18 protein-coding genes and 1 pseudogene are annotated in these 20,975 nt (G+C 58.5%); 4 read left to right on the forward strand and 15 right to left on the reverse strand.

The window, feature by feature from the left end; all coding sequences use genetic code 11:
* Window positions 1-127 precede the first annotated feature (127 nt).
* Complete coding sequence (locus F8562_RS23255; RefSeq protein WP_224225648.1) at window positions 128-442, reverse strand: zinc-ribbon domain-containing protein; 315 nt, start codon at window positions 440-442, stop codon at window positions 128-130.
* 196 nt (window positions 443-638) lie between these two features.
* On the opposite strand from F8562_RS23255, the gene F8562_RS23260 reads away from it, so the two are divergent.
* From F8562_RS23260 to arsC, 3 genes are read left to right on the forward strand one after another with little or no spacing between them, the layout of a single operon-like run.
* On the forward strand, window positions 639-989 hold the full coding sequence (locus F8562_RS23260) for a transcriptional regulator (protein WP_014839483.1): 351 nt from the start codon (window positions 639-641) through the stop codon (window positions 987-989).
* A 52-nt stretch (window positions 990-1,041) separates the two neighbouring features.
* Window positions 1,042-2,334: an arsenite efflux transporter membrane subunit ArsB gene (arsB, locus tag F8562_RS23265; RefSeq protein ID WP_014839482.1), complete on the forward strand. Its 1,293-nt coding sequence runs from the start codon at window positions 1,042-1,044 to the stop codon at window positions 2,332-2,334.
* 13 nt (window positions 2,335-2,347) lie between these two features.
* The gene (gene arsC / locus F8562_RS23270) at window positions 2,348-2,773 is read left to right on the forward strand and encodes a glutaredoxin-dependent arsenate reductase (protein WP_014839481.1); all 426 of its coding nucleotides are present in this window, start codon (window positions 2,348-2,350) and stop codon (window positions 2,771-2,773) included.
* A gap of 17 nt (window positions 2,774-2,790) precedes the next feature.
* Here the strand turns inward: arsC and F8562_RS23275 are convergent, their stop codons facing one another.
* The gene (locus F8562_RS23275) at window positions 2,791-4,059 is read right to left on the reverse strand and encodes an MFS transporter (RefSeq protein WP_014839480.1); all 1,269 of its coding nucleotides are present in this window, start codon (window positions 4,057-4,059) and stop codon (window positions 2,791-2,793) included.
* Between the two features lie 213 nt (window positions 4,060-4,272).
* Between F8562_RS23275 and F8562_RS23280 the strand changes: the two genes are divergently transcribed.
* On the forward strand, window positions 4,273-4,803 hold the full coding sequence (locus F8562_RS23280) for an AAA family ATPase (RefSeq protein WP_014226732.1): 531 nt from the start codon (window positions 4,273-4,275) through the stop codon (window positions 4,801-4,803).
* Window positions 4,804-4,831: 28 nt separating this feature from the next.
* Here the strand turns inward: F8562_RS23280 and F8562_RS23285 are convergent.
* From F8562_RS23285 to F8562_RS23345, 13 genes and pseudogenes are all read right to left on the reverse strand, one after another.
* A pseudogene (locus F8562_RS23285) lies at window positions 4,832-6,481 on the reverse strand (OFA family MFS transporter).
* Between the two features lie 280 nt (window positions 6,482-6,761).
* Window positions 6,762-7,919 (reverse strand): CdaR family transcriptional regulator, encoded by a 1,158-nt coding sequence (locus tag F8562_RS23290; RefSeq protein WP_014839478.1) that lies wholly within the window; start codon window positions 7,917-7,919, stop codon window positions 6,762-6,764.
* A complete protein-coding gene (locus F8562_RS23295) occupies window positions 7,916-9,091 on the reverse strand; it encodes a glycerate kinase (RefSeq protein WP_014839477.1) in 1,176 nt (391 codons plus the stop codon). Before F8562_RS23295 ends, F8562_RS23290 begins: the two co-directional genes overlap by 4 nt.
* A gap of 13 nt (window positions 9,092-9,104) precedes the next feature.
* Window positions 9,105-10,475, reverse strand: coding sequence for an MFS transporter (locus F8562_RS23300; protein WP_179294844.1), 1,371 nt, complete (start codon window positions 10,473-10,475; stop codon window positions 9,105-9,107).
* Window positions 10,476-10,551: 76 nt separating this feature from the next.
* Window positions 10,552-11,430 (reverse strand): SMP-30/gluconolactonase/LRE family protein, encoded by an 879-nt coding sequence (locus F8562_RS23305; protein WP_014226726.1) that lies wholly within the window; start codon window positions 11,428-11,430, stop codon window positions 10,552-10,554.
* Between the two features lie 13 nt (window positions 11,431-11,443).
* Window positions 11,444-12,781 carry an MFS transporter gene (locus tag F8562_RS23310; protein ID WP_088167864.1) on the reverse strand — a complete coding sequence of 446 codons (1,338 nt, stop codon included), beginning with the start codon at window positions 12,779-12,781 and terminating at the stop codon, window positions 11,444-11,446.
* A 135-nt stretch (window positions 12,782-12,916) separates the two neighbouring features.
* Entirely contained in the window at window positions 12,917-14,107 is a 1,191-nt protein-coding gene (locus tag F8562_RS23315; RefSeq protein ID WP_004105426.1) for a thiolase family protein, read from the reverse strand.
* An 11-nt stretch (window positions 14,108-14,118) separates the two neighbouring features.
* Entirely contained in the window at window positions 14,119-14,853 is a 735-nt protein-coding gene (gene fabG, locus F8562_RS23320) for a 3-oxoacyl-ACP reductase FabG (protein ID WP_014839474.1), read from the reverse strand.
* An 11-nt stretch (window positions 14,854-14,864) separates the two neighbouring features.
* Window positions 14,865-16,457 (reverse strand): acyl CoA:acetate/3-ketoacid CoA transferase, encoded by a 1,593-nt coding sequence (locus tag F8562_RS23325; RefSeq protein WP_014839473.1) that lies wholly within the window; start codon window positions 16,455-16,457, stop codon window positions 14,865-14,867.
* A complete protein-coding gene (locus F8562_RS23330) occupies window positions 16,454-18,010 on the reverse strand; it encodes a class I adenylate-forming enzyme family protein (protein ID WP_014226721.1) in 1,557 nt (518 codons plus the stop codon). The genes F8562_RS23325 and F8562_RS23330 overlap by 4 nt, the downstream gene beginning before the upstream one ends.
* A gap of 250 nt (window positions 18,011-18,260) precedes the next feature.
* Complete coding sequence (locus F8562_RS23335) at window positions 18,261-18,650, reverse strand: VOC family protein (protein WP_014839472.1); 390 nt, start codon at window positions 18,648-18,650, stop codon at window positions 18,261-18,263.
* A gap of 1 nt (window position 18,651) precedes the next feature.
* Window positions 18,652-19,986: an L-fucose:H+ symporter permease gene (fucP, locus tag F8562_RS23340; protein WP_014839471.1), complete on the reverse strand. Its 1,335-nt coding sequence runs from the start codon at window positions 19,984-19,986 to the stop codon at window positions 18,652-18,654.
* A gap of 36 nt (window positions 19,987-20,022) precedes the next feature.
* On the reverse strand, window positions 20,023-20,964 hold the full coding sequence (locus F8562_RS23345) for a ribokinase (protein ID WP_014839470.1): 942 nt from the start codon (window positions 20,962-20,964) through the stop codon (window positions 20,023-20,025).
* Window positions 20,965-20,975 lie beyond the last annotated feature (11 nt).

Consider the following 20,975-nt stretch of genomic DNA (forward strand, 5'->3'; position numbering starts at 1 on the left):
AGATAGGGGGATGTTAACGGGTTTGTGCTCGCTGATAATCACAGGCAGGAGGATTGGGACTATGAGTGATATTCATTAATCGAAAAGTTCGGTGCAGGTTTTGTGAAGTCAACGATAAGCAGCATTCTCATCGTGAGGCCTCTTCCGGCATATGGCTTAAGTCGCCAGTACCACATGCCACGCAATAACGTTCACCGTGGTAATTGTTGCCGCAGCCGCTACAGTGCCAGTCAGTCCTGAGTATCACGGGTTGAGCATCCGCCACGTAACGGCGTAACTTAAGAATTCGTCTTACTTCCTTTTCCACTGGATTTACATACGGGCAGTGCTGTCGCCCGTTCTCCGTCAACGTATCGTGCCGGGGTTCAAACCACGGGCGTTCGGTGATGTATTCAGGATGGTATTGCAGCACGCTACCGCAGAGGTGGCATGTATAGCTGATTTACCATCGCTCTTTCGAAATGATTAAATAAAAAGAAGTTCTGATACCCTCTGTCAGTTGTATTTAAGTGACCTGATTAACCCGCCAGGCATACTTGCCTCTTGTTTTTTGTTACTTAATACATCTGTTTTTTCATATGTGATATTGAACTTATATCTCTGTGGAGTATCCTGTCCGTCGACGATTGGGAGGAATGATGTCATTAACACCCTTACAGCTTTTTAAAAATCTGTCCGATGAAACCCGTCTGGGTATTGTGCTGCTGCTTAAAGAGATGGGGGAGCTGTGCGTGTGCGATCTCTGCGCGGCGTTGGATCAGTCGCAGCCCAAAATCTCCCGTCACCTTGCTATGCTGCGGGAAAGCGGATTGTTGCTGGATCGCAAGCAGGGTAAGTGGGTGCACTATCGCTTATCACCGCATATGCCTGCATGGGCGGCACAGGTAATAGAGCAGGCCTGGTTAAGCCAACAGGAGATCGTACAGGCCATCGCCCGCAAGCTGGCATCAGCAAACTGTTCTGGAAGCGGTAAAGCGTTCTGCCTTTAAAAATTTGCCTTAACATATATGTTTTTTCGAATGTGATTTTCAGGGAGGGGGTATGCTACTGGCAGGTGCTATTTTTGTCCTGACCATTGTTCTGGTTATCTGGCAGCCGAAGGGATTAGGCATCGGCTGGAGCGCGACGCTGGGCGCGGTACTGGCTTTAATTGCTGGCGTCGTACATGTAGGTGATATTCCGGTGGTGTGGAATATCGTCTGGAACGCGACGGCGACCTTTATTGCGGTGATTATTATCAGCCTGCTGCTCGATGAGTCCGGCTTTTTTGAATGGGCTGCGCTGCACGTATCTCGTTGGGGAAACGGTCGTGGCCGTTTGCTGTTTACGTATATCATTCTGCTCGGCGCAGCGGTGGCGGCGTTGTTTGCCAACGATGGTGCGGCATTAATATTGACGCCCATCGTGATTGCCATGCTGCTGGCACTAGGATTCAGCAAGGGTACGACGCTGGCCTTTGTGATGGCTGCCGGGTTTATTGCCGATACTGCCAGCCTGCCGCTTATTGTGTCGAATCTGGTGAACATCGTCTCGGCGGATTTCTTTGGGCTGGGATTCACCGAATATGCGTCGGTAATGGTACCGGTCGATATTGCCGCCATTGGCGCCACGCTAGTGATGCTGCACCTGTTCTTTCGCAAAGATATCCCGCCGGCCTACGATCTGGCCCTGCTTAAATCACCGGCAAACGCAATTAAAGATCCGGCTACGTTCCGCACCGGCTGGATAGTATTGATTGTGCTGCTGGTAGGTTTTTTCGTCCTCGAGCCGCCTGGCATTCCGGTCAGCGCGATTGCCGCGGTAGGGGCGGTAATACTGTTTACCGTGGCGAAACGAGGCCATGCCATTAACACCGGCAAAGTGTTACGCGGTGCGCCCTGGCAGATCGTGATTTTCTCGCTGGGAATGTATCTGGTGGTATATGGTCTGCGCAACGCCGGGCTAACCGAATACCTTTCAGGGGTGCTGAACGTGCTGGCGGATAAAGGACTCTGGGCCGCGACGCTGGGTACTGGCTTCCTGATGGCTTTCCTGTCTTCCATCATGAACAACATGCCTTCCGTGCTGGTTGGTGCGCTCTCTATTGATGGAAGCACCGCAACCGGCGTTATTAAAGAGGCGATGATCTACGCTAACGTAATTGGCTGCGATCTGGGCCCGAAAATTACACCAATCGGTAGCCTGGCAACGCTGCTCTGGCTGCACGTACTTTCACAGAAGAATATGACCATCACCTGGGGCTACTATTTCCGCACCGGGATCGTCATGACTCTGCCTGTGCTGTTTGTAACGCTGGCCGCGCTGGCGCTACGTCTCTCTTTCACTTTGTCATGAGATACTGCTATCTATGAGCAACGTCACCATTTATCACAATCCGGCCTGCGGCACCTCGCGTAATACGCTGGAGTTGATCCGCAATAGCGGTACTGAACCCACCGTTATTCATTACCTTGAAAATCCACCGTCACGCGATGAGCTGGTCAAACTCATTGCCGATATGGGGATCGCGGTGCGGGCGCTGCTGCGTAAAAATGTTGAGCCTTATGAAGAGCTGGGCCTCGCAGAAGAGAGATTTACTGACGATCGGTTAATCGACTTTATGCTGCAGCATCCGATCCTGATTAACCGCCCGATTGTGGTGACAGCGTTGGGAACGCGTCTGTGCCGTCCTTCTGAAGTTGTTCTGGAAATTCTTCCCGATGCTCAGCAAGGAGCTTTCGCTAAGGAAGATGGCGAGAAAGTGGTGGATGACGCGGGTAAACGGCTGAAATAAAAAAATCCGGGGCGATCTCATTCTTTATGAACATTGCCGTGGAGGTGACGATTATCTGTTGATGCCTCCTGATGCCGCTTACGCAGTTCCAGCAGCCGGGAAACCAGTATTACCACGGCGATACCGGCCATCAGCGCCGCGCAGTGGAAGGCGATTCTGCCTCCGGCATGGAAGTAGATCCAACGGGTTGCCTCAATGGAAGCGGCAAACGCGCTCAGGGCCAGAATATTCAGCGTGGCGGACACGGTACCTTTTGGCAGATGATGGGAAAAGAGCGTGAAGCGGAACAGCACCGGGTAGAGTAGCCCAATCCCCAGCGCATAAATGCTGGTACCCAGCACCGACCAGAACCAGACATGCGGCCACAGAAGATTACCGACCAGCAGGATCAGCAGGCCGGTCAGCTGTATCGGAACGGTACGCCAGATAAAGCGCGGTGAAGTTGGGTCTTTTACCACGTTCGCCACGATCGCGCTGGCGATAATCAGCCCACTGAACACCGGCACCTGAGTCCAGGCATATGCCGCAGGAGACAGGCCGCCGTGTTCAATCAGAATCACCGGAGAGAGCGCCACCCAGGTGATCATCGGCACGTTGCCAAAGGCCACCGCCAGCGAACCGGTCAGCACCACGGGATGACGAAACGCCGCGATGAAATCAGCCAGCACTTCCCCCGGTTTAAATCCCCGTCCCTGAGAGATAACGGTTTCCGGCATTTTAAAAAGCAGCAGGGCCCAGGCCACCAGGCCCAGCGCGCCAATAATGGCAAACAGCAGTTTCCAGTGCATCACCGTCATTAGCGTCGCGCCCGCCAGCGGTCCGATAACTGGCGCAAGCAGGACGATAGAGGTTAGCGCAGCCATGATTCTGATCGAATCGGTTTCCCCAAACGCTTCCTGAATCGACACATAGCCCACGGTTGAGATAAAGCAGATGCTTGTTCCCTGGATAAAACGGGCGACGAAGTATTGCGCGATCGAAGCGACAAACAGCATGCTCAGGCAGGAGAGAGCAAAAATCAGGGCGCCGGTGAGCAGAACGGGGCGGCGGCCGATACGATCTGACAGAGGGCCCAGCAGCCACTGCAGCGCCAGGCCTCCAGCCATATACAGGCTGACCGATACCGGAGCCAGGGTGACATCAGCCTGAAGCTCGTTGATGATATGGATAATGCCTGGCTGAATAAGATCCGTGGTCAGGTAAGCCGAAAAATCATAAATAATCATCGCCAGCGGAAACAACATGACGCTGCCGTACTGGATTAAACGCCGTGGCGGGGTATTCATGCGGGCTCCGGGGAATCTGCCATCCTGCATCTTAGTATCTGTAAACAAACTCAACAGACCCTAAATGGAGATAAATTAACCATGTTTTTTTGTGGTTTTTTGACCTTATCCCACATGCGCGCATCAGCGCTGGACGTGAGGCGATCGGCGCTCTATTGTCATCAACGTCCGGAAGTTGTCATTCATTAAAGGCGCTTAAATAACGGGATATCTATGTTACTGATCTTTGGCGGTCTGCCCGGTACCGGGAAATCAACCATCGCTCGCCTGCTTGCCGCCAGGCTGGGGGCCGTCTGGTTACGGATTGATTCAATTGAACAGGCGCTGATCCGCGCCGAAACCGTCACCCGGCACGATATAGGACCGGCCGGATATCTGGCGGCGTACGCCATTGCTGCGGATAACCTCAGGCTGGGCAACGTGGTGATTGCCGACTCAGTTAACCCTATAGCCATTACCCGCCAGGCCTGGAGAGCGGTCGCGACCGAGAATGCCGCGCCTTATCTGGAGATAGAACTGACCTGCTCCGACCAAATGCAGCATCGGTATCGCGTGGAAAACCGAGTGGCGGATATTCGCGGTCATATTCTGCCGGACTGGCAAAAGGTTATCACCCGTGAGTACGAACCCTGGCGCACCGCCAGCCTGACTCTGGATACCTCGGTGCTGACCGCAGAAGAGGCGGTAGAGCGGATCGTTGAGCATATTGCGTCACGCGATCGCCACGCGCCGGTAGGTTCGTAGAAGCCGCCGGGCCATCGGCGGCAACAACCTACATAAAGAATTTCACGGCCTGCTGGAGGGTGGTACCGACGCCCCATAACAGCGGCACGCTCACCGCCAGCCAGCTTACGGTTAACAGCAGCGTGGACGGGCGGGGCTCCCACGTGAGCTGGGCATCCTTGTTGATGGTATACAGTCCTTTCGCCTGCTGCTGCTGTTCCGCGGTCATCGCATGCTCTTCCGTCAGCGGACGCACCAGCTGATTACAGATAAAACCCAATACCAGCAGGCCGGTCAGGACCATCAGCGTAATATCGTAGACGCGCTCGGGCGAGACCCCGTGCGTCAGCTGATACTCGCGCAGATAGTTCACCAGAACCGGGCCGCTGATCCCCGCCGCCGACCAGGCGGTTAACAAGCGTCCATGAATCGCGCCCACCATTTGTTAGCCAAAGACGTCGGCCAGATAGGCGGGAATACTGGCAAAGCCTCCGCCGTACATCGAAATGATAATGCACATCGCGCAGACATACAGCGCGATATAGCCGCCGTGATTCACCAGCGGCAACGTGCCGTACAGCACGGCGCCCAGGCAGAAAATGATCGCAAAGGTCATTTTGCGCCCGCACAGGTCGGATACCGATGCCCAGAAAAAACGTCCCAGGATGTTAAACAGGCTGAGCAGGCCGGTAAATCCTGCGGCCATGGTTGCAATGCGTTTCAGCTGCTCGCCGTTCAGCTCATGCCAGCTGAGATCGAGCGACAGCAGTTTACCGGCAAAGATCTCCTGCAGCATCGGCGAGGCCATACCGAGAATGCCGATCCCCGCGGTGACGTTGAGCCACAGCACCATCCACAGCAGCCAGAACTGCGGAGTGCGGCAGGCAACGCGGACGTGCACCTGGATCGTGGGATTATTGCGAATCGTTTTTTGCGCCTTCTCACCCGAAGGATGCCAGCCCATGGGCGGCAGGCGATAGCCAAAGGTACCGGCGAGCATAAACAGCGCATAAATCGCCGCCAGCGCCAGAATGCTTTGCCATACCCCGTTGCCGGCCGGACCGGCGAAGTAATTCATCAGACCGTTTGCCAGCGGCGCGCCCACCAGCGCTCCCCCGCCAAAACCCATAATCGCCATCCCGGCCGCCATTCCGCGCTTGTCAGGAAACCAGCGCAGCAGCGTCGAAACCGGTGAAATATAGCCCAGTCCGAGACCGATTCCGCCGATGACCCCGGCCCCCAGCCACAGCAGCCACAGCTGATGGAAATAGATAGCGACGCTGGATAGCAGCAGGCCGCCGCACCAGCACAAGGTGGCAATAAAGCTCACCAGCCGCGGTCCAACCTTCTCAAGCCAGCTGCCCCACAGCGCCGCCGAACAGCCGAGAAAAACAAAAAACAGCGTGTAGGTCCAGCCCAGCATGGAGATTTTCCAGTCGCAATCGCGGGTAAACAGCTGCTGCCAGAACGACATCGTGGCGGGGCATTGCAAGGACGCGCTTCCTCCTATGAGCTGCGACATAGGCAGCCAGTAAACGGAAAACCCATAGGCCATACCTATACAGAGATGAACCGCCAGCGCGGCCGGTGGCACCAGCCAGCGGTTAAAGCCGGGCCTGGCGATGATACGGGGTTTCGCGAAAAAATCGCGGAGGGGAGAGACCGGTGCGGTCGCGATGTTTTCATTCATTTGCGCCATTTTCCTGTCCTTTTTATCGATATTGGCCGACGAATGCTGCGGTCGGGGAACGTAGATAAAAGGCAAGAACGGTGCCATTTGATTAAATTGTGTACAAAAATGGCGACTGAAGCGAGCAAGCTCCGCCGAACGGCTGAGGCGAAAAGCCCGCCACCGGCGACGGAGGCACCGCCTGCGATAAAATCGCCGGGCGCGCTATTATTTTGATAAACGGCGATCTCAGAGTGATACGCGGTGCCGGGTGGCGAGGGCGCGTACCGGCCTGCTCGCCCGCCGCACGTTAGCTTAAGGTATCAATCCATTCGCTCTGGCGCGGGTTCTGCCGACGATAGCAGTGTACCGACACCGCCAGCTGCGTCAGGTCGGTGAAGACCATCGGATCGAGCTGAATATGCTTTTTAATCTGCTGCAGCCGGTAGGTGAGCGTATTGCGATGAATCCCCAACAGCAGCGACGTTTTGCCCGGCTCGGCGTTATTGGCAATAAAGCTGCTGAGGGTATCCAGCAGCACTTCGCCGGAATCATGCTCAAGCAGCTGGCGTACGTTATTGATGAAAAAATTGACCATATAGCTGTCTTCCAGCACCCGGAACAGGCAGAGCATCGCCATTTCGCGAAAGTAGTAGATCTGCCGCTGCGGCTGCACTTTGCTCCCCACCTCAATCACCGACCTGGCGAATCGGATGGCCTCGCGAATATCCGGAGCGCTGTCCGCCTGCACGCCAATACCGATATGGTAATGGCTGATCTGATTGCTGAGGACAAACTCGATGCCCCGCAGCAGCGTTTCCTGGGGGTCGCTCAGCGTATTGAGGAGCAATATTTCATTACTGCCCAGCAAAATCACGTCTCTTACCCCGGACAGCTGCGAGAATTCCCGCAGCAGCGTACTCAGTATTTCGCTTAGCTGGTGCTGTTCGACCTGGACGGTTACCACGACCGGCACCAGCGGCGCATCAAAAGCGAAGCCAAGCTCCACCAGGCGATGCAGCGCTTCCTGTCCGGCGGGCGAAGCGCCTTGATCAAGATATTGACCAAACAGGGTATCGCGCAGACGCTGTCGCCAGTTGGTTTCCCGCATCTCTATGGCCTGGCGGACCAGCAGCTCGGCGGTGAGTACCGCCAGTTCAGCATAGCGGCTGATCGCTGCGGGATCGCCGCTGATGCCCACCACCATCACCACGCGATCGTCATAGATAATGGGATGATTAATACCGGGATGCACATTCTGGAAACGCGCGGCTTCCGCGGTGTTGTTAATACAAATGCGTTTACCGGTGCGTATCACCTCACGGGCGATCTCATGCTGCTCGCCGATACGATGCCGTTCACCTGAGGCAATGATCTGTCCATGATGGTCAATCACGTTCACGTTATGATGAATTATCGCCATTGCCCGGGCGACAATTTCATTAGCCAGCGCCGTCGTAATAATCATACAGTTATCCGCTTATGTGCCTCTCCGCGCCGCCCGCTCAGAAAGGTTCGTAGAACATTCTCCGCTGCGTCGGCGAGGAGCTGTTCGCATGTGTTCATCGACTCCGCCAGCGGCATAGGGCGCTGGCAGATAGACCACATCGCGTCAATATGGTGTTGATACAATTGCCGACTGCTCTCATCGCGTCCGCCGCAAAGGGCCACAACCGGTACGCCGTGGCGCGCCGCTTTGCCCGCCACGCCCACCGGGGCTTTACCAAAGGCGCTCTGGCGATCGAGCCAGCCTTCCCCGACGATGGTCAGTGCGGCATCGCTAAGATGACGGTCGGCGTTAAGCAGTTCGAGCACCAGGTCAATGCCCGGGCGCAGCGTGGCGCCCGCATAGGCGATCAGCGCGGCCCCCATACCGCCCGCGGCCCCGGCGCCGGGCCGTTCGCTGACGTCGTAGCCGAGCGTTTGCGTAAGCTGCCGACTGTAGTGCGCCATACCCGCCTCCAGCTCCCTGAGCGCCGCCTCATCCGCGCCTTTCTGCGCGCCATACACCCAGGTGGCGCCATCTTCCCCAAGCAGAGGATTTGTGACGTCGCAGGAGGCCTGTATTTCGGCCTGTCGTAAGCGCGGATCCATGGCGCTTAAATCGATGCGCTGAATATGCGCTAGATCCTTGCCCGCCGCGGGAACCGGCAGCAGCGTGCCGTCCTCGCGCCAGAAGCGGGCGCCAAGCGCCTGGGCAAAACCGATACCGCCATCGTTGGTCGCGCTGCCGCCCAGCCCGATAATCAAACGCCGACACCCGGCATCCAGCGCCGCTTTTACCTGCTCACCCAGGCCAAAGCTGCTGGCCTGGCGCACATCCCGCTGCGCTTTCGGCGTGAGCTCCAGCCCACAGCTTTGCGCCATCTCGATAATGGCCCGTTCGCCGGGCAGGATCAGAAACGCGGCCTGTACGGAGAGACCGTAAGGCGAGGCGCAACGCTGCTGCTGCCACCTCGCGCCCTTCAGCTGCGGACTTTCCGCAAGGGCCGAGAGCAGCCCCTCTCCGCCGTCCGACACGGGAATTTCGACCAGCTCCAGCCCCTCGTCAACCCGGCGCAACCCCTGTGCTACCGCTGTGCAAGCGGCCTGCGCGCTACAGCTACCCTTAAACGAATCCAGCGCGATAACAATCTTCATGCGTTCTCCTGCGTTAATGCGCTTTGCGCGGCGTTTTATCGGTGGTCATGAGCTGCAATAACATCCCCAGCAGCGCGCATCCCGCCATGGTAAAGAAGGCGTAGATATAACCCGCCGGATTTTCCCACCCCCCACCGAACTGGATGAGCCAGCCCATAAGCAATGGCGAAATGCCGCCGCCGATAAACATCGCCGTGGTGATAATGCCGTTGGCGGTAGAGGTGGCGCGTTCTTCGGCGGAGTCCGAAGCCATGGCGTAGTAGATAGGCCACACGGCGTTGGCCACCAGGCCAAAAAATAGCTGAATGGCGATAAGGCGCGGCATATTGGTGGCGAAATAGAACAGCGCAATGCCGATACTCATCCACAGACCGCAGACGATCAGAGTACGTTTACGGCCAAAGCTATCGGACAGCCAGGGCCAAATTATCTGGCCCAGGGTACCGGTAAGCGTGAAGATAATACTTAGCCCGGCGGATGCCGCCAGCGACAGGCCGGAGACGTGATAAAGATACGGCGGCAGCACAACGTTAATGCCCATATAGACAATTTGCGTCAGCAGGGTATTGCCCGCCGTTAGCGAAATATTGCGGTTGCGCAGGGTGCGTAAAAAGGTCTTCATCCCTTCGCCTTTGGCAACATGGCTGCTTTCCTGGGTCGCCGGGCGCGTCATCCCCTGGCTATCGATATGCAGATAAAGCGTGTTGATGCGATCGGCGGTGGAATATTTCGCCCAGAAAATCATCAGCGGGATGGCGACGATCAGCGCCAGCAGGAAGCAGTAGCGCCAGCTGCCTTCGCCAAATGCGGAAAGCACCAGACTTGCCACCACGCCGCTCAGCAGCGCGCCAATCGGATAGCCGGTATGATGCACCCCCAGCGCGAAGCCGCGTTTCTCTTTCGGCCACCACTCTGCGGTGTTGCTGACGCCGACGGGCTCGCCCCAGCCGGCCCCGAGGTTGACGCCAACGCGCAGCAGCACAAAAGCCGTCAGCCCGTGGCTGATCGCTTTAATTCCGGAAAGAAAAGAGAGGGCGGTATAGCCCAGCACCAGCGGTACCTGAAAGCGCGCTCGCTTCCAGCCTGAACCGTAGCGATCGCTCCAGATGGAGCCGGGGATATCCAGCACCGCAAGGGCAACCATAATCAGGGCGACGACGTTGCCCCACTGTTCCGGCGAGAGCGAAAACTCTTTAGAGATGACCGGGCCAAGGCGCAGGATCATCTCGCGATCGTAGGCGTTAAGCACCCAGATTAGCCAGCAAACCAGCAGCGAAACCCAGGAGAAACGATGTATCAGCCGCTTTTTTCCACCTTGTTCGCTGGCAGGTGTGTGATTGATTGTTGTCATAGTCGTGTTTACTCCGCGGCGTCGCGACAGCATGATGCGCGCCGCCTGGTGTCAGGGTCAGAGTCAGTTCGCCGGGTATTATTGTTATCGCGGCGAGCCGGAGGTTGGCTTAGCCGGCAAAACGCCGTTCCGCTACGCCGGTCACGCCCAGGTCGTATAGGGCGAACAGGCTGCCGCGCAGCTGATTATCTTCCGGGAAGCGCGGGAGGGGCGGCTGCGCCATTGAGGTGACGTACAGCACGTCGAGGTTTTCGCCGCCGAACATGACGCTGGTCACTTTTTTCACCGGCATCTCAATGATGCGATCGACCTTGCCCTCCGGCGTGTAGCGCACCAGCTTGCCCGCGTAGACCAGCGCGTTCCACAGATAGCCTTCGCTGTCCACGGTGGCGCCATCCGCCGCGCCGCCTTCGCTGCGATCGACACGGCAAAAGACTCGTTCTCCGGAGAGATCGCCGGTCGCGGTGTTGTAGTCCCAGGCGCAGATTTCGCCCGTCCAGGTATCGGCAAAATAGAACGTCTCGCCGGAGGGGCTCCAGCACGGGGCGTTAGAGACGATGATATTTTTCTTCAGCACGTGCAGCGACAGATCGGCGTCCAGGCGATATAGCGCGCCGCTCGGCTCCTCTTCACGCATATCCATCGATCCAAACAGAAAACGTCCCTGACGATCGACTTTGCCGTCGTTGAGCCGGTTAAAGGGTCGGTCCGCTTCCGGATGGTGCAGTAGCGTCAGCTCGCCGCTGGCGAAGTCGAGCAGATGCACGCCATTCTCTAGCGCCACCACCGCGCCTTCGCCGTTCTGGCGCAGGGCGAACGAGCCAATTTTCTGCCGCACGTCCCAGCTCTTAATCGCGCCGCCCTGCGCGTTACAGGCGAACAGGCGCCCGTCGAGGCTGTCCACCCACCAAAGACGCTGCTGTTCGACATCCCAGACCGGGCTTTCGCCGAGTCGAGTTTTTAAATCCAGTAAGACTTCGATGCGCATAAGAACCTCCTGATTAAGCTTTTTCGCCGTCGGCTTGTTTTGCCGATGCACTGCCGGGGGATGACGAACTTTTGATGAACAGAGACACCAGCGCGCCGACGATCAGTAGCGCGACGGCGAACCATAAGCCGGACGTTGCCGCGCCGGTGCGGTCCTCAAACGCGCCGAGAATAAACGGCCCGAGAAAGCCGCCGCACAGCCCGAGGCAGTTAAGCAGGCCGAAGCTGCCCGCCAGCATATGCCCGCTCATGATCGAGGGGAGCCAGTTAAAGATGATGGATTGCATGGCGAAGAACATGAAAGCGGCCAGCGAGAAGCCAAGCAGCGCCACGCCGTGGCCCGCAATCGCGCCAATCGCCATGCCGGTCGCCATGACCAGATATCCGGCCATCAGCATGCTGCGCGAACGCTGCTCCGTCCGGGCGAAGCGCGGCAGCAGGATCCCGCCAGCGGCGGCTGCGATCCACGGGATGGCGGTCAGCAGACCGATCTGCAGCGGGGTAAGCTGGCCCCAGCTACCGATGATCCCCGGCAGGAAATAACTCAGGCCGTAAACCGAAAACTGGTGAGTAAAGTAAATCAGCACCAGTAACAAAAACACCCGGGTGGTGAGCGCGGTTTTCAGGGAAAAACGGCTCGGCGTATGGCGCGTCTCCTCGGCTTCTTTCTCCAGCACCGCGTTGATTGCCTCCACGTCGTTGCTGTCCAGCCAGCGGGCGTCGGCAGGTTTATCCGGCAGCCTGCGCCAGACGACGAACGCCAGCGCTATCGCGGGCAGCCCTTCGATAAAGAACATCCACTGCCAGCCGTGCCAGCCGGACATTCCATCAAGGCTTAATAACAATCCGCCCAGCGGCGCGCCGATAATATTGGCCAGGCAGACTCCCAGCAGGAACAGACCGGTGGCTTTAGCGCGCTCTTCGCGGCCAAACCAGAGGGTCAGGTAGTAAATAATGCCCGGATAGAGCCCTGCTTCGGCGGCGCCGAGCAAAAGGCGCATCACGTAAAAGGACGTAGGCCCGGTGACAAACGCCATGCCGCAGGAGATGATCCCCCAGGTGATCATGATGCGGGCGATCCAGCGCCGTGCGCCAATCCGGGTTAAAAACAGGTTGCTGGGGATCTCCAGCACCGCGTAGGTGAGAAAAAACAACCCGGCCCCGAGGCCGAATGCGGTTGCGGAAAGGCCGATATCCACCGACATGGTCGCTTTCGCCATGCCAATATTGGTACGATCAATAAAGCTGATGATGTACGCCACGATAAGCAGCGGCATCAAATGGCGGTAGATCTTTTTATGGGTGCGCTGTAGCTGCGCCCCGTTTACCGCCTTTTCATTTATTGCGGACATGGTTATTATTTCCCCGTATTCGTGGTCAGAAGCCTTGCCGGGATCGCGTCGATCCCGTTCGTCAGCTCACAGGTTGTCGCCGGGTGCTGACCCGAACGACGCCCGGCCCGAAGCCCCACTTCGGGCCGTCTTTTCCTAAGCGCCTTCGCGCTCGAACAGCATAGAAATCCCCTGGCCGCCGCCGATGCACATGGTGACCAGACCGGTGCGCGCGCCGCTGCGCGCCATTTCATACATCAGTTTGACCGGCAGGATCGCACCGCTGGCGCCCACCGGGTGGCCGAGGGCGATCGCGCCGCCGTTGACGTTAACGCGGGCTGGATCGAGACGCAGATCGTTCATCACCGCCAGCGCCTGGGCGGCGAAGGCCTCATTGAGTTCAATTAAATCGATGGCGTGAACATCCATATTGAGACGGTCCATCAGGCGTCGGGTAGCGGGAGAGGGGCCAAACCCCATAATCTCCGCGCCGCAGCCGGCGACCGCCCAGCCGCGAATCCGCATGCGCGGGGTTAAGCCGCGCTGTTCCGCCTGCTGGCGGGTCATCATCACCAGCGCGGCCGCGCCGTCGTTAATGCCGGAGGAGTTGGCCGCCGTCACCACGCCGTCGGCTTTAAATGCCGGACGCAGCGCGGCGAGCTTTTCGCGCGGGGTGTCGCGCGGGTGTTCATCGGTCGCGAACAGGCGGGTCGCTTTTTTGCCGTCCGGCACCTCAAGGGCCAGAATCTGCTCGCGGAAGCGATCCTCAGCGATCGCCTTCAGCGCCTTCTGCTGGCTCGACCAGGCGAAATCGTCCATCGCTTCGCGGGTAATACCGAAGCGTTGCGCGACGTTTTCCGCCGTGATGCCGTTGTGATAAGGCCCTTCTGGCCAGGTAAGGATGGAGATCAGTCCATCTTCCAGCTCGCCGTGGCCCATGCGATAGCCATCGCGCGCTTTGCGCAGGTAGTAGGGCAACTGGGTCATATTTTCCGTTCCGCAGGCGACGACCACCTCGGCCTGGCCGCTTTGCAGCTGCATCATGCCGTCCGCCAGGGCCTGAAGCCCGGAGCCGCACTGGCGGTTAACCGAATACGCGGTGCTCTCCTGCGGGATCCCCGCCCGCAGCTGGCAGATGCGGGCGATAAAACCGCTTTCGGCGATTTGCCCGACGTTGCCGACGATCGTTTCATCGATATCCTGCGGCGCAAGCCCGGCGCGGGCGATCGCTTCGCGAATAACCGCTGCCCCGAGATCGTGCTGGTGGGTATGCTTAAGACTGCCGTTAAACGTGCCAATAGCGGTACGAACGCCGCTGACAACCACAATATCATTAGCCTGTGTCATCGTTTTTCTCCTTACAGCACCATGCCGCCGCCGACGTTAATCACTTCCCCGTTGATATAGCGCGCGCCGTCGGACGCCAGAAACGCCACGCACTCGCCAACGTCTTTCGCCTCCCCGGCGTAGCCCGCAGGGATCTTGTTAATCATGATTTGCCAGACGTTTTCCGGGACGCCGCGCGTCATATCGGTATCGATAAAGCCCGGGCAGATGGCGTTAACCGTGACGCCTTTCTTCGCCAGTTCGCGGCAGGCGGTTTTGGTCATCCCCACCACGCCGGCTTTTGACGCCGAATAGTTGGTTTGCCCGACGTTGCCAAGCCAGCTGGCGGAAGCGATATTGATAATGCGGCCCGCGCCGCGCTCGCGCATGCGGATGGCGGCCTGCTGCATACAGAGAAAAGTGCCCTTCAGATTGACATCGATCACCGTGTCCCAGTCCGCTTCGGAGAGTTTGTGCAGCATGGCGTCGCGGTTGATTCCGGCGTTATTCACCACAATATCCACCGGGCCAAACGCCTCTTCGGCCTGGGAAAACAGCGCTTCGACCTGCGCTTTTTCACCGATATTGCAGCTGATAAACAGCGCCTGTGCGCCCGATTCGCGCAGGGACGCGGCGGCGGCTTCGCCGTGCGTGTCGCGATCGGCGATGATCACGCGCGCGCCTTCCCGCGCAAGCACCTGGGCAATGCCAAAGCCGATACCGCGCGCGGCGCCGGTAACAATGGCGGTTTTACTGGCAAGTTTCATAGCTAATTTCCTTATGAGTCAGAGGATGAATTCCGGGACAGATGTTCCGCGAGGCCGCAAGGCTGCGGGGTGAACAAGCGGCTGTCCATAACCTGAAGATCCGCGGCGATCGCCGGACGAAAATCCATATGCGCCAGGATGTCGCGCTCAAGATCGATACCGGGGGCGATTTCCGTCAGCACCGGCCCCTCCGGGCGCAGTTCGAAAACCGCCCGTTCGGTGACGTAATGCATGGTTTGTCCTTTGGCGCGGGCCAGCTCGCCGTTGTAGGAAACCTGATTCACCCCGGCGACGAATTTGCGTACCTCGCCTTCGCGGCGGATATGCAGGGCCCCTTGTTCACAGGCGATCTCCAGCCCTTTGGCGGTAAAAGAGGAGCAGAACACGACGTGGCGGGCATTCTGGGTGATATCGATAAAACCGCCCGCGCCGGGGCAGGATGCGCCGAGCCGCGTGGCGTTGACGTGGCCGTGCGGGTCCATCTCGCCGGCGCCCATAAAGGTGATATCGACCCCCGCGCCGTTGTAATAGAGCATTTGATCCTGGTGGCTTATCATCGCGCTCAGGTTACGACCGATGCCGAAATCAACGCCGCCCGCCTGCTGCCCGCCGTAGATCCCCGATTCCACGGTGATGGTGACCTGCTCGCCAATCCGTTCTTCGTGAATGATGGCGCCAATAACGTCGTTAGGAATGCCGGTGCCGAGATTGATGACGCAGCCGGGCGTCAGATAGCGGCAGGCAATCCGCCCGATAAGCTTGCGTAGGTCGAGCGGCAGCGGCGCGTTCTGCGCGGCGGGCAGCTGGATATCGCCGCACAGCGCCGGATCGAAGTCCCAGCTGGAGGTCTGGCGGTGATCCATCTGCGGCTCTTCGCATACCACAATGGCGTCGATCAGGTTGCCGGGAACGATGATGCTTTTCGGATGCAGCGAGCCTTTCGCCACGCGATATTTCACCTGCGCCAGCACCTGCGCCCCATAGCGTCTGGCGGCGAGAACCGCGTGCAGAACTTCCAGCTTCATCACCTCTTCATCGGTCGTGAGGTTGCCCTCTTCATCAGCATGGGTGCCGCGCACAATGACCACGTCCAGAGGAATGGCCGGGTAGAACAGATATTCGTCGCCGCGAAACGTCACGTGCTCGATCAGATCGGGCCGTTCGCGGGTGCGGGCGTTCATCCGCCCGCCTTCCATGCGCGGATCGACAAAGGTACCGAGCCCGACGGGGGAAAGCCGCCCGGTAAGCCCGGCGGCCATCGCGCTATAGAGATGGACGATCTGCCCCTGCGGCAGGCACCAGGCTTCCACTTCGTTGTTGTTGATCATCGCCATCCAGCGCGGCGCCAGGCCCCAGTGCGAGCCGATAAGCCGCGTTACCATACCCGGGTGAGCGAAGTGCTGGATGCCGCGCTGGCGATCGCTTTGCCCGGCGGCATGCAGCAGCGTCAGGTCGCGCGGTTCGCCCGCGGTCAGAAAGCGCGCTTCGATAGCGCTTAAAATGGACTCCGCCGCGCCGATAAGCGTCATCCCGACGGTGCAGACGGTGTCGCCGCTGGCGACCCGCTGGGCCGCTTGATGGGCGTCGATAAATTTGCTGCTCACTTTTTATCCTCCGTTGATAGCGTGATGATGGATTCCGCGAGGCGCGTTTTGAGCTGTTGTTTGCTCACTTTTCCGTTATGGGTGCGCGGTAAAACGCGGGTGAAAATAATGCGCGCCGGCAGCTTAAAGCGGGCGATTTTGACCTTCAGCCAGCCGAGGATCTCTTCGCTGGTCAGGTGGTGCTGGCCGTCCGGCACGATAAACGCCACCGGCTCTTCGCCATAGATCGGGCTGGGGGTCGGGATGACGGCAACTTCCCGCACTCCCCGATAGGTAGAGAGAATGTTTTCCAGCTCCAGCGAGTAAATCTTCTCTCCGCCGCGATTGATCATGTCCTTGCTGCGGTCTTTTATGTACAACCAGCCTTCATCGTCGAGATAGCCCAGGTCGCCGGTACAAAACCAGCCCTGCGCATCGCAGCTCGGGCGTCGTTCGCTGTGCTGCCAGTACTCGCGGATCACCACGTCGCCTTTTAGCCAGATATGCCCGATTTGCCCGGCGGGGAGGAGCTGCTGGCGATCGTTGCGGATCGTAATGGCGAGGCCGGGGATCGCCTGGCCCGAACTGCCGCATTTATCGCTGCCCCAGACGTCGCCCGGAAAAATCGTCGCGGGTGAGGTCGTTTCGGTGAGCCCGTAGATCGGCTGAATCGCCGTATGCGGGAACAGCGTTTTTAACTCGTTGATCAGTCCATCGCTCAGGTGGCCCGCGCCGCAGGCAATCGTGCGTAACGCGGGGAAATCGCCAGGATGACTGGCGCTCTGCTCGCGTGCCGCCTGGCAGAGAAGGATAAAGATGGTTGGCGAGCCGTGCAGAAAGGTAATGTTCTGTTCGCGCAGGGTGCCGATCACCTGCGGGGCGTTGAATCGGTGCTGCAGCCAGATGCTCGCGCCGAGGCTAATAAACAGTGCCAGCAGCGCCGACAGGCCGGTGATGTGATAGATAGGTACCGCCAGAATGGTGCTATCCGCGGCGGTGAGATTCAGTTTTTGCGTATAGGCGTCAATCGCGCAGAGCAGGTTATTGTGCGTGATAATCGCCCCTTTCGGCTCTCCGGTGGTACCGGAGGTGAACATCATCACCGCCGTATCGTCGCGGTTAACCGGGACCGGCTGGCGGGTCAGCGGTTCGGGAAGGGGGAGCGCCTGCCATTCGCTGAGCGAAACCGCGCGCGCGTCGGGGGTGTTTTTCAGCCAGTCCTGCACGGTCGCATCGAACAGTACGACCCGCGGGGCGATATGGCCCACCAGCTCCTCGCTTTCGGCCTGCTTAAGCTTCGTGCTGAAAGGCACCACTTCGATGCCCAGACCAAGCGCGGCAAAAAGGACTTCGCAAAATGCGGGATGATTCCCCCAGGCCAGCAGGATTCGATCGCCTTTGCGCAGCGACCAGACCTGGTCAAGCTGCGCCATCGCTCGCTGTACCCGCAGGTGAAAATCGCGGTACAGATAGCGCCGATCCTCAAACGCCAGCGCCAGGGCATCCGGGCTGCGGGCGGCGCTGTGTCTCAGGGCCTGGTACAGATTCTGGAAGTCGGCGGAGGTGCTGCTCATTTGTCTCTCCTGATATTGCGTATTGACTGGAAGTAGTCTGGGGAAATTCAGAAGAGGAAATTGCCGAATGGCTCACAATAGAAAATCAACAAAACAGAAGCAATTTTGTAACATTGCACAATAGGCAGGAGAGGTCGGGTGGGGGGGGCGAAAATCTGGAAGCAGGCAGGCTTTTGTAAAGCCTGAGGAAGCCCGCTTTTAGACCCGTGTTAACCGGGCCTAAAAGGGAGAAGGGGATCAGGCCGGCCGCTTAGCGCTTAAAGGAATCGAACTCGAGCCGTTCGCCATCGGGGCCGCGAATAAGCAGGAAGCGCACATTTTCTTCTTCAATCGGCCCTTCATCGAGCGGATAACCGAGCGCCGCCAGCCGCTGCTGCACCGCATCCAGGTCGCTGACTTCCAGCGCCAGATGATCGATACCGCAGCGAGGGGCGTCAAAAGGCGTTCCTTCGGGAAGCTGGTACAGCTCGAGGACGGCGCCCGCCATTTCAAGAAACGCGACTTCAATAGCGCCCTGCGGCGACGGTTTGCTAAACCGCTGCTGGCGCTGAAAGCCCAGCGGTTCATAGAAGGCTAGCGAACGCGTTAAGTCGCTGACCTGATAGCCAATATGAGCAATCGTGTTGATCAGTTCGCGCATGTTATACCCCCTTACGCACGCACCAGAAACCGTAGAAAGCGACATACACAAAGCACACAAGTGGGGCGATAAAGGCGATTTGCATATTGCCGCCGTTCATATCCGAGATAATGCCCATCACCAGCGGAATAACGGCCCCGCCGATAATCGACATCACCACGATCGAGCCTGCGGTCTGGGTATCTTTCCCCATCCCTTTGATGACCAGACCAAAGTTTGTCGGCCAGCATGGCGCCATACAGAAGCTGACCAGAATGAGCGCATAGACCGCCAGCATTGAACTGCTGAATACGGCAACCAGTAAAAGGGCGGTGGCGGCCAGGGCAAAGGTACCGAGCAGCAGCGCCGGATTCAGGCGGTTCATCAACCAGGTGGCCACGGTTTTACCCACGGCGTAAATCACCAGAGAAGCCAGCAGCCAGTAGGTTGCGGAGTGCTCGCTGGTGCCCTGCTGCACGAGCTGCACAAAGCGAATCGTGAAGCTCCATACGCCAACCTGGGCGCCGACGTACAAAAACTGCGACAGGATCCCGAGGCGAAAGCGCGGGATGGCAAACAGGCGTTTCAGCGTAGGCCCCATGCTTTCCGTCGGGAGCTGCTGCTGCTGAGAGGGCGTGCCCTTGCACGACGGGAATTTAATAAACACGAACACCAGCGCCAGCACCACCAGCACGGAGCCGATAATCAGATAGGGCCCGACCACCTGGCCGACCATCTGATGGCGCGCGGCGTCCGCGGCGGCGGCGGGCATCGCCAGCAGCTGTTCATGGCTCGGATCGTTTTCGCCGAAGACCATCACCTGGCCAATCAGCACGCCGGAAATCACGCCCAGCGAGTTGAAGATCTGCGAAAAGTTAATGCGCTGGGTGGAGGAGTGGATCGGGCCCAGCAGGCTGGAGTAGGTGTTTGCCGAGGTTTCCAGAAAAGAGAGTCCGCAGGCGATCACCCCCAGGCAGGCGAGGAACGCGCCGTAGGTCATGATCTGCGCGGCCGGGACGAACAGGAAACAGCCGAGGGCGTACAGGCACAGCCCAATAATAATCGCCGCTTTATAGGAATAACGCTTAATCAGCGCCGCCGCAGGCAGGGCGACAAAGAAGTAGCCGAGGAAAAAAATCGACTGCACCAGCGCCGTCTGGGTATCCGTTAAATCGAAGCCCTTTTTAAACTGGGCGATCAAAATATCATTCAGGTTGCCCGCCATCCCCCAGAGCGCAAACAGGCAACAGACCAGTAAAAATTGCAGCCAGGGGGTGTGCGGTAAATACGCGCTGGCGTCCAGTTTTTCATTGTGGACCGCCGCTTTATCGACCTTATCCGTGATTAGCGTACTCATTGAGCTATCCTCTTAATGGTTTTTATACAGTAGGGTTTAAGCCATTTCATAATCAGAGGCGGCACGTAAAAGCCGTTCTCGTGCCTCCTGGTAATCCGGTAAAGATGATGCTCCCTGCTTTTCGACGCTGACGGCGGCGTAGGCCGCCGCAAATCGGGCCGCGCTATGCAGCGGCTCGCCGCAGGCCAGACGCGCCGCCAGCGCGCCGTTAAAGGCATCGCCCGCGCCGGTGGTATCGCGGGGATGAGAAGGAAAGCACGGAACAGGGGATTTCACGCCCTGCTCGCTCAGCAGGGCGCCCTTTGCGCCGAGGGTGATAATGACGTTGCGCGCGCCCTGAGCATGCAGCGCATCGGCGGCCTCGGCCGCGGCCGCCAGAGAGTCAACCCGGCGCCCGGTCATTAACCCGGCCTCCGTGGCGTTCGGCGTAAGCAGATCCACTTTGCTTAGAAAGGCGTGCTCAACGGGCTGCCAGGGGGCGGGATTGAGCACCACGAAGGCCCCGGCTGCTTTCGCGGCGTCAACGACCTGTTCAATGGCGGAAAGATTATTCTCCAGCTGAACCAGCACCACATCCGCGCAGCCGATAGCGGGAATGCAGCCGGCGATTTCATCATCGGTCACCGTCATATTCGCGCCGGGGTCGACGGCAATCATGTTTTCGGCATCGTTGCCGGCCACATAAATCAGCGCATTGCCGGTGGGGACGTCTTCGGCGACCAGCAGCGTCACGGCGTTAAACCCCACGCCCTTCAGATGACGGCGGGCAAAATGGCCGAAGGTATCATTGCCAATCTTGCCGATATAGTGAACATTCGCCCCCGCTTTTAGCGCGGCGGTGGCCTGGTTCGCCCCTTTTCCGCCGGCGCTGGTCATGCTCCCGCAGGCCACTAACGACTCGCCCGGCACCGGGAAGCGTTCCACTCTGGCCACCATGTCGAAATTGAATGAACCAAAAACACAGACTTTTCCTGACATCATTCGCTCCT

Source organism: Klebsiella sp. RCJ4 (assembly GCF_009025755.1).
In the GTDB taxonomy this organism is placed as follows: domain Bacteria; phylum Pseudomonadota; class Gammaproteobacteria; order Enterobacterales; family Enterobacteriaceae; genus Klebsiella; species Klebsiella michiganensis.

What these genes read in the sequence shown, in the direction of transcription:
- F8562_RS23260 (WP_014839483.1), top strand. Translation starts at nt 639, where the DNA reads ATGTCATTAACACCCTTACAGCTTTTTAAAAATCTGTCCGATGAAACC.
- arsB (WP_014839482.1), top strand. Translation starts at nt 1,042, where the DNA reads ATGCTACTGGCAGGTGCTATTTTTGTCCTGACCATTGTTCTGGTTATC.
- arsC (WP_014839481.1), top strand. Translation starts at nt 2,348, where the DNA reads ATGAGCAACGTCACCATTTATCACAATCCGGCCTGCGGCACCTCGCGT.
- F8562_RS23275 (WP_014839480.1), bottom strand. Translation starts at nt 4,059, where the DNA reads ATGAATACCCCGCCACGGCGTTTAATCCAGTACGGCAGCGTCATGTTG.
- F8562_RS23280 (WP_014226732.1), top strand. Translation starts at nt 4,273, where the DNA reads ATGTTACTGATCTTTGGCGGTCTGCCCGGTACCGGGAAATCAACCATC.
- F8562_RS23290 (WP_014839478.1), bottom strand. Translation starts at nt 7,919, where the DNA reads ATGATTATTACGACGGCGCTGGCTAATGAAATTGTCGCCCGGGCAATG.
- F8562_RS23295 (WP_014839477.1), bottom strand. Translation starts at nt 9,091, where the DNA reads ATGAAGATTGTTATCGCGCTGGATTCGTTTAAGGGTAGCTGTAGCGCG.
- F8562_RS23300 (WP_179294844.1), bottom strand. Translation starts at nt 10,475, where the DNA reads ATGCTGTCGCGACGCCGCGGAGTAAACACGACTATGACAACAATCAAT.
- F8562_RS23305 (WP_014226726.1), bottom strand. Translation starts at nt 11,430, where the DNA reads ATGCGCATCGAAGTCTTACTGGATTTAAAAACTCGACTCGGCGAAAGC.
- F8562_RS23310 (WP_088167864.1), bottom strand. Translation starts at nt 12,781, where the DNA reads ATGTCCGCAATAAATGAAAAGGCGGTAAACGGGGCGCAGCTACAGCGC.
- F8562_RS23315 (WP_004105426.1), bottom strand. Translation starts at nt 14,107, where the DNA reads ATGACACAGGCTAATGATATTGTGGTTGTCAGCGGCGTTCGTACCGCT.
- fabG (WP_014839474.1), bottom strand. Translation starts at nt 14,853, where the DNA reads ATGAAACTTGCCAGTAAAACCGCCATTGTTACCGGCGCCGCGCGCGGT.
- F8562_RS23330 (WP_014226721.1), bottom strand. Translation starts at nt 18,010, where the DNA reads ATGAGCAGCACCTCCGCCGACTTCCAGAATCTGTACCAGGCCCTGAGA.
- F8562_RS23335 (WP_014839472.1), bottom strand. Translation starts at nt 18,650, where the DNA reads ATGCGCGAACTGATCAACACGATTGCTCATATTGGCTATCAGGTCAGC.
- fucP (WP_014839471.1), bottom strand. Translation starts at nt 19,986, where the DNA reads ATGAGTACGCTAATCACGGATAAGGTCGATAAAGCGGCGGTCCACAAT.
- F8562_RS23345 (WP_014839470.1), bottom strand. Translation starts at nt 20,964, where the DNA reads ATGTCAGGAAAAGTCTGTGTTTTTGGTTCATTCAATTTCGACATGGTG.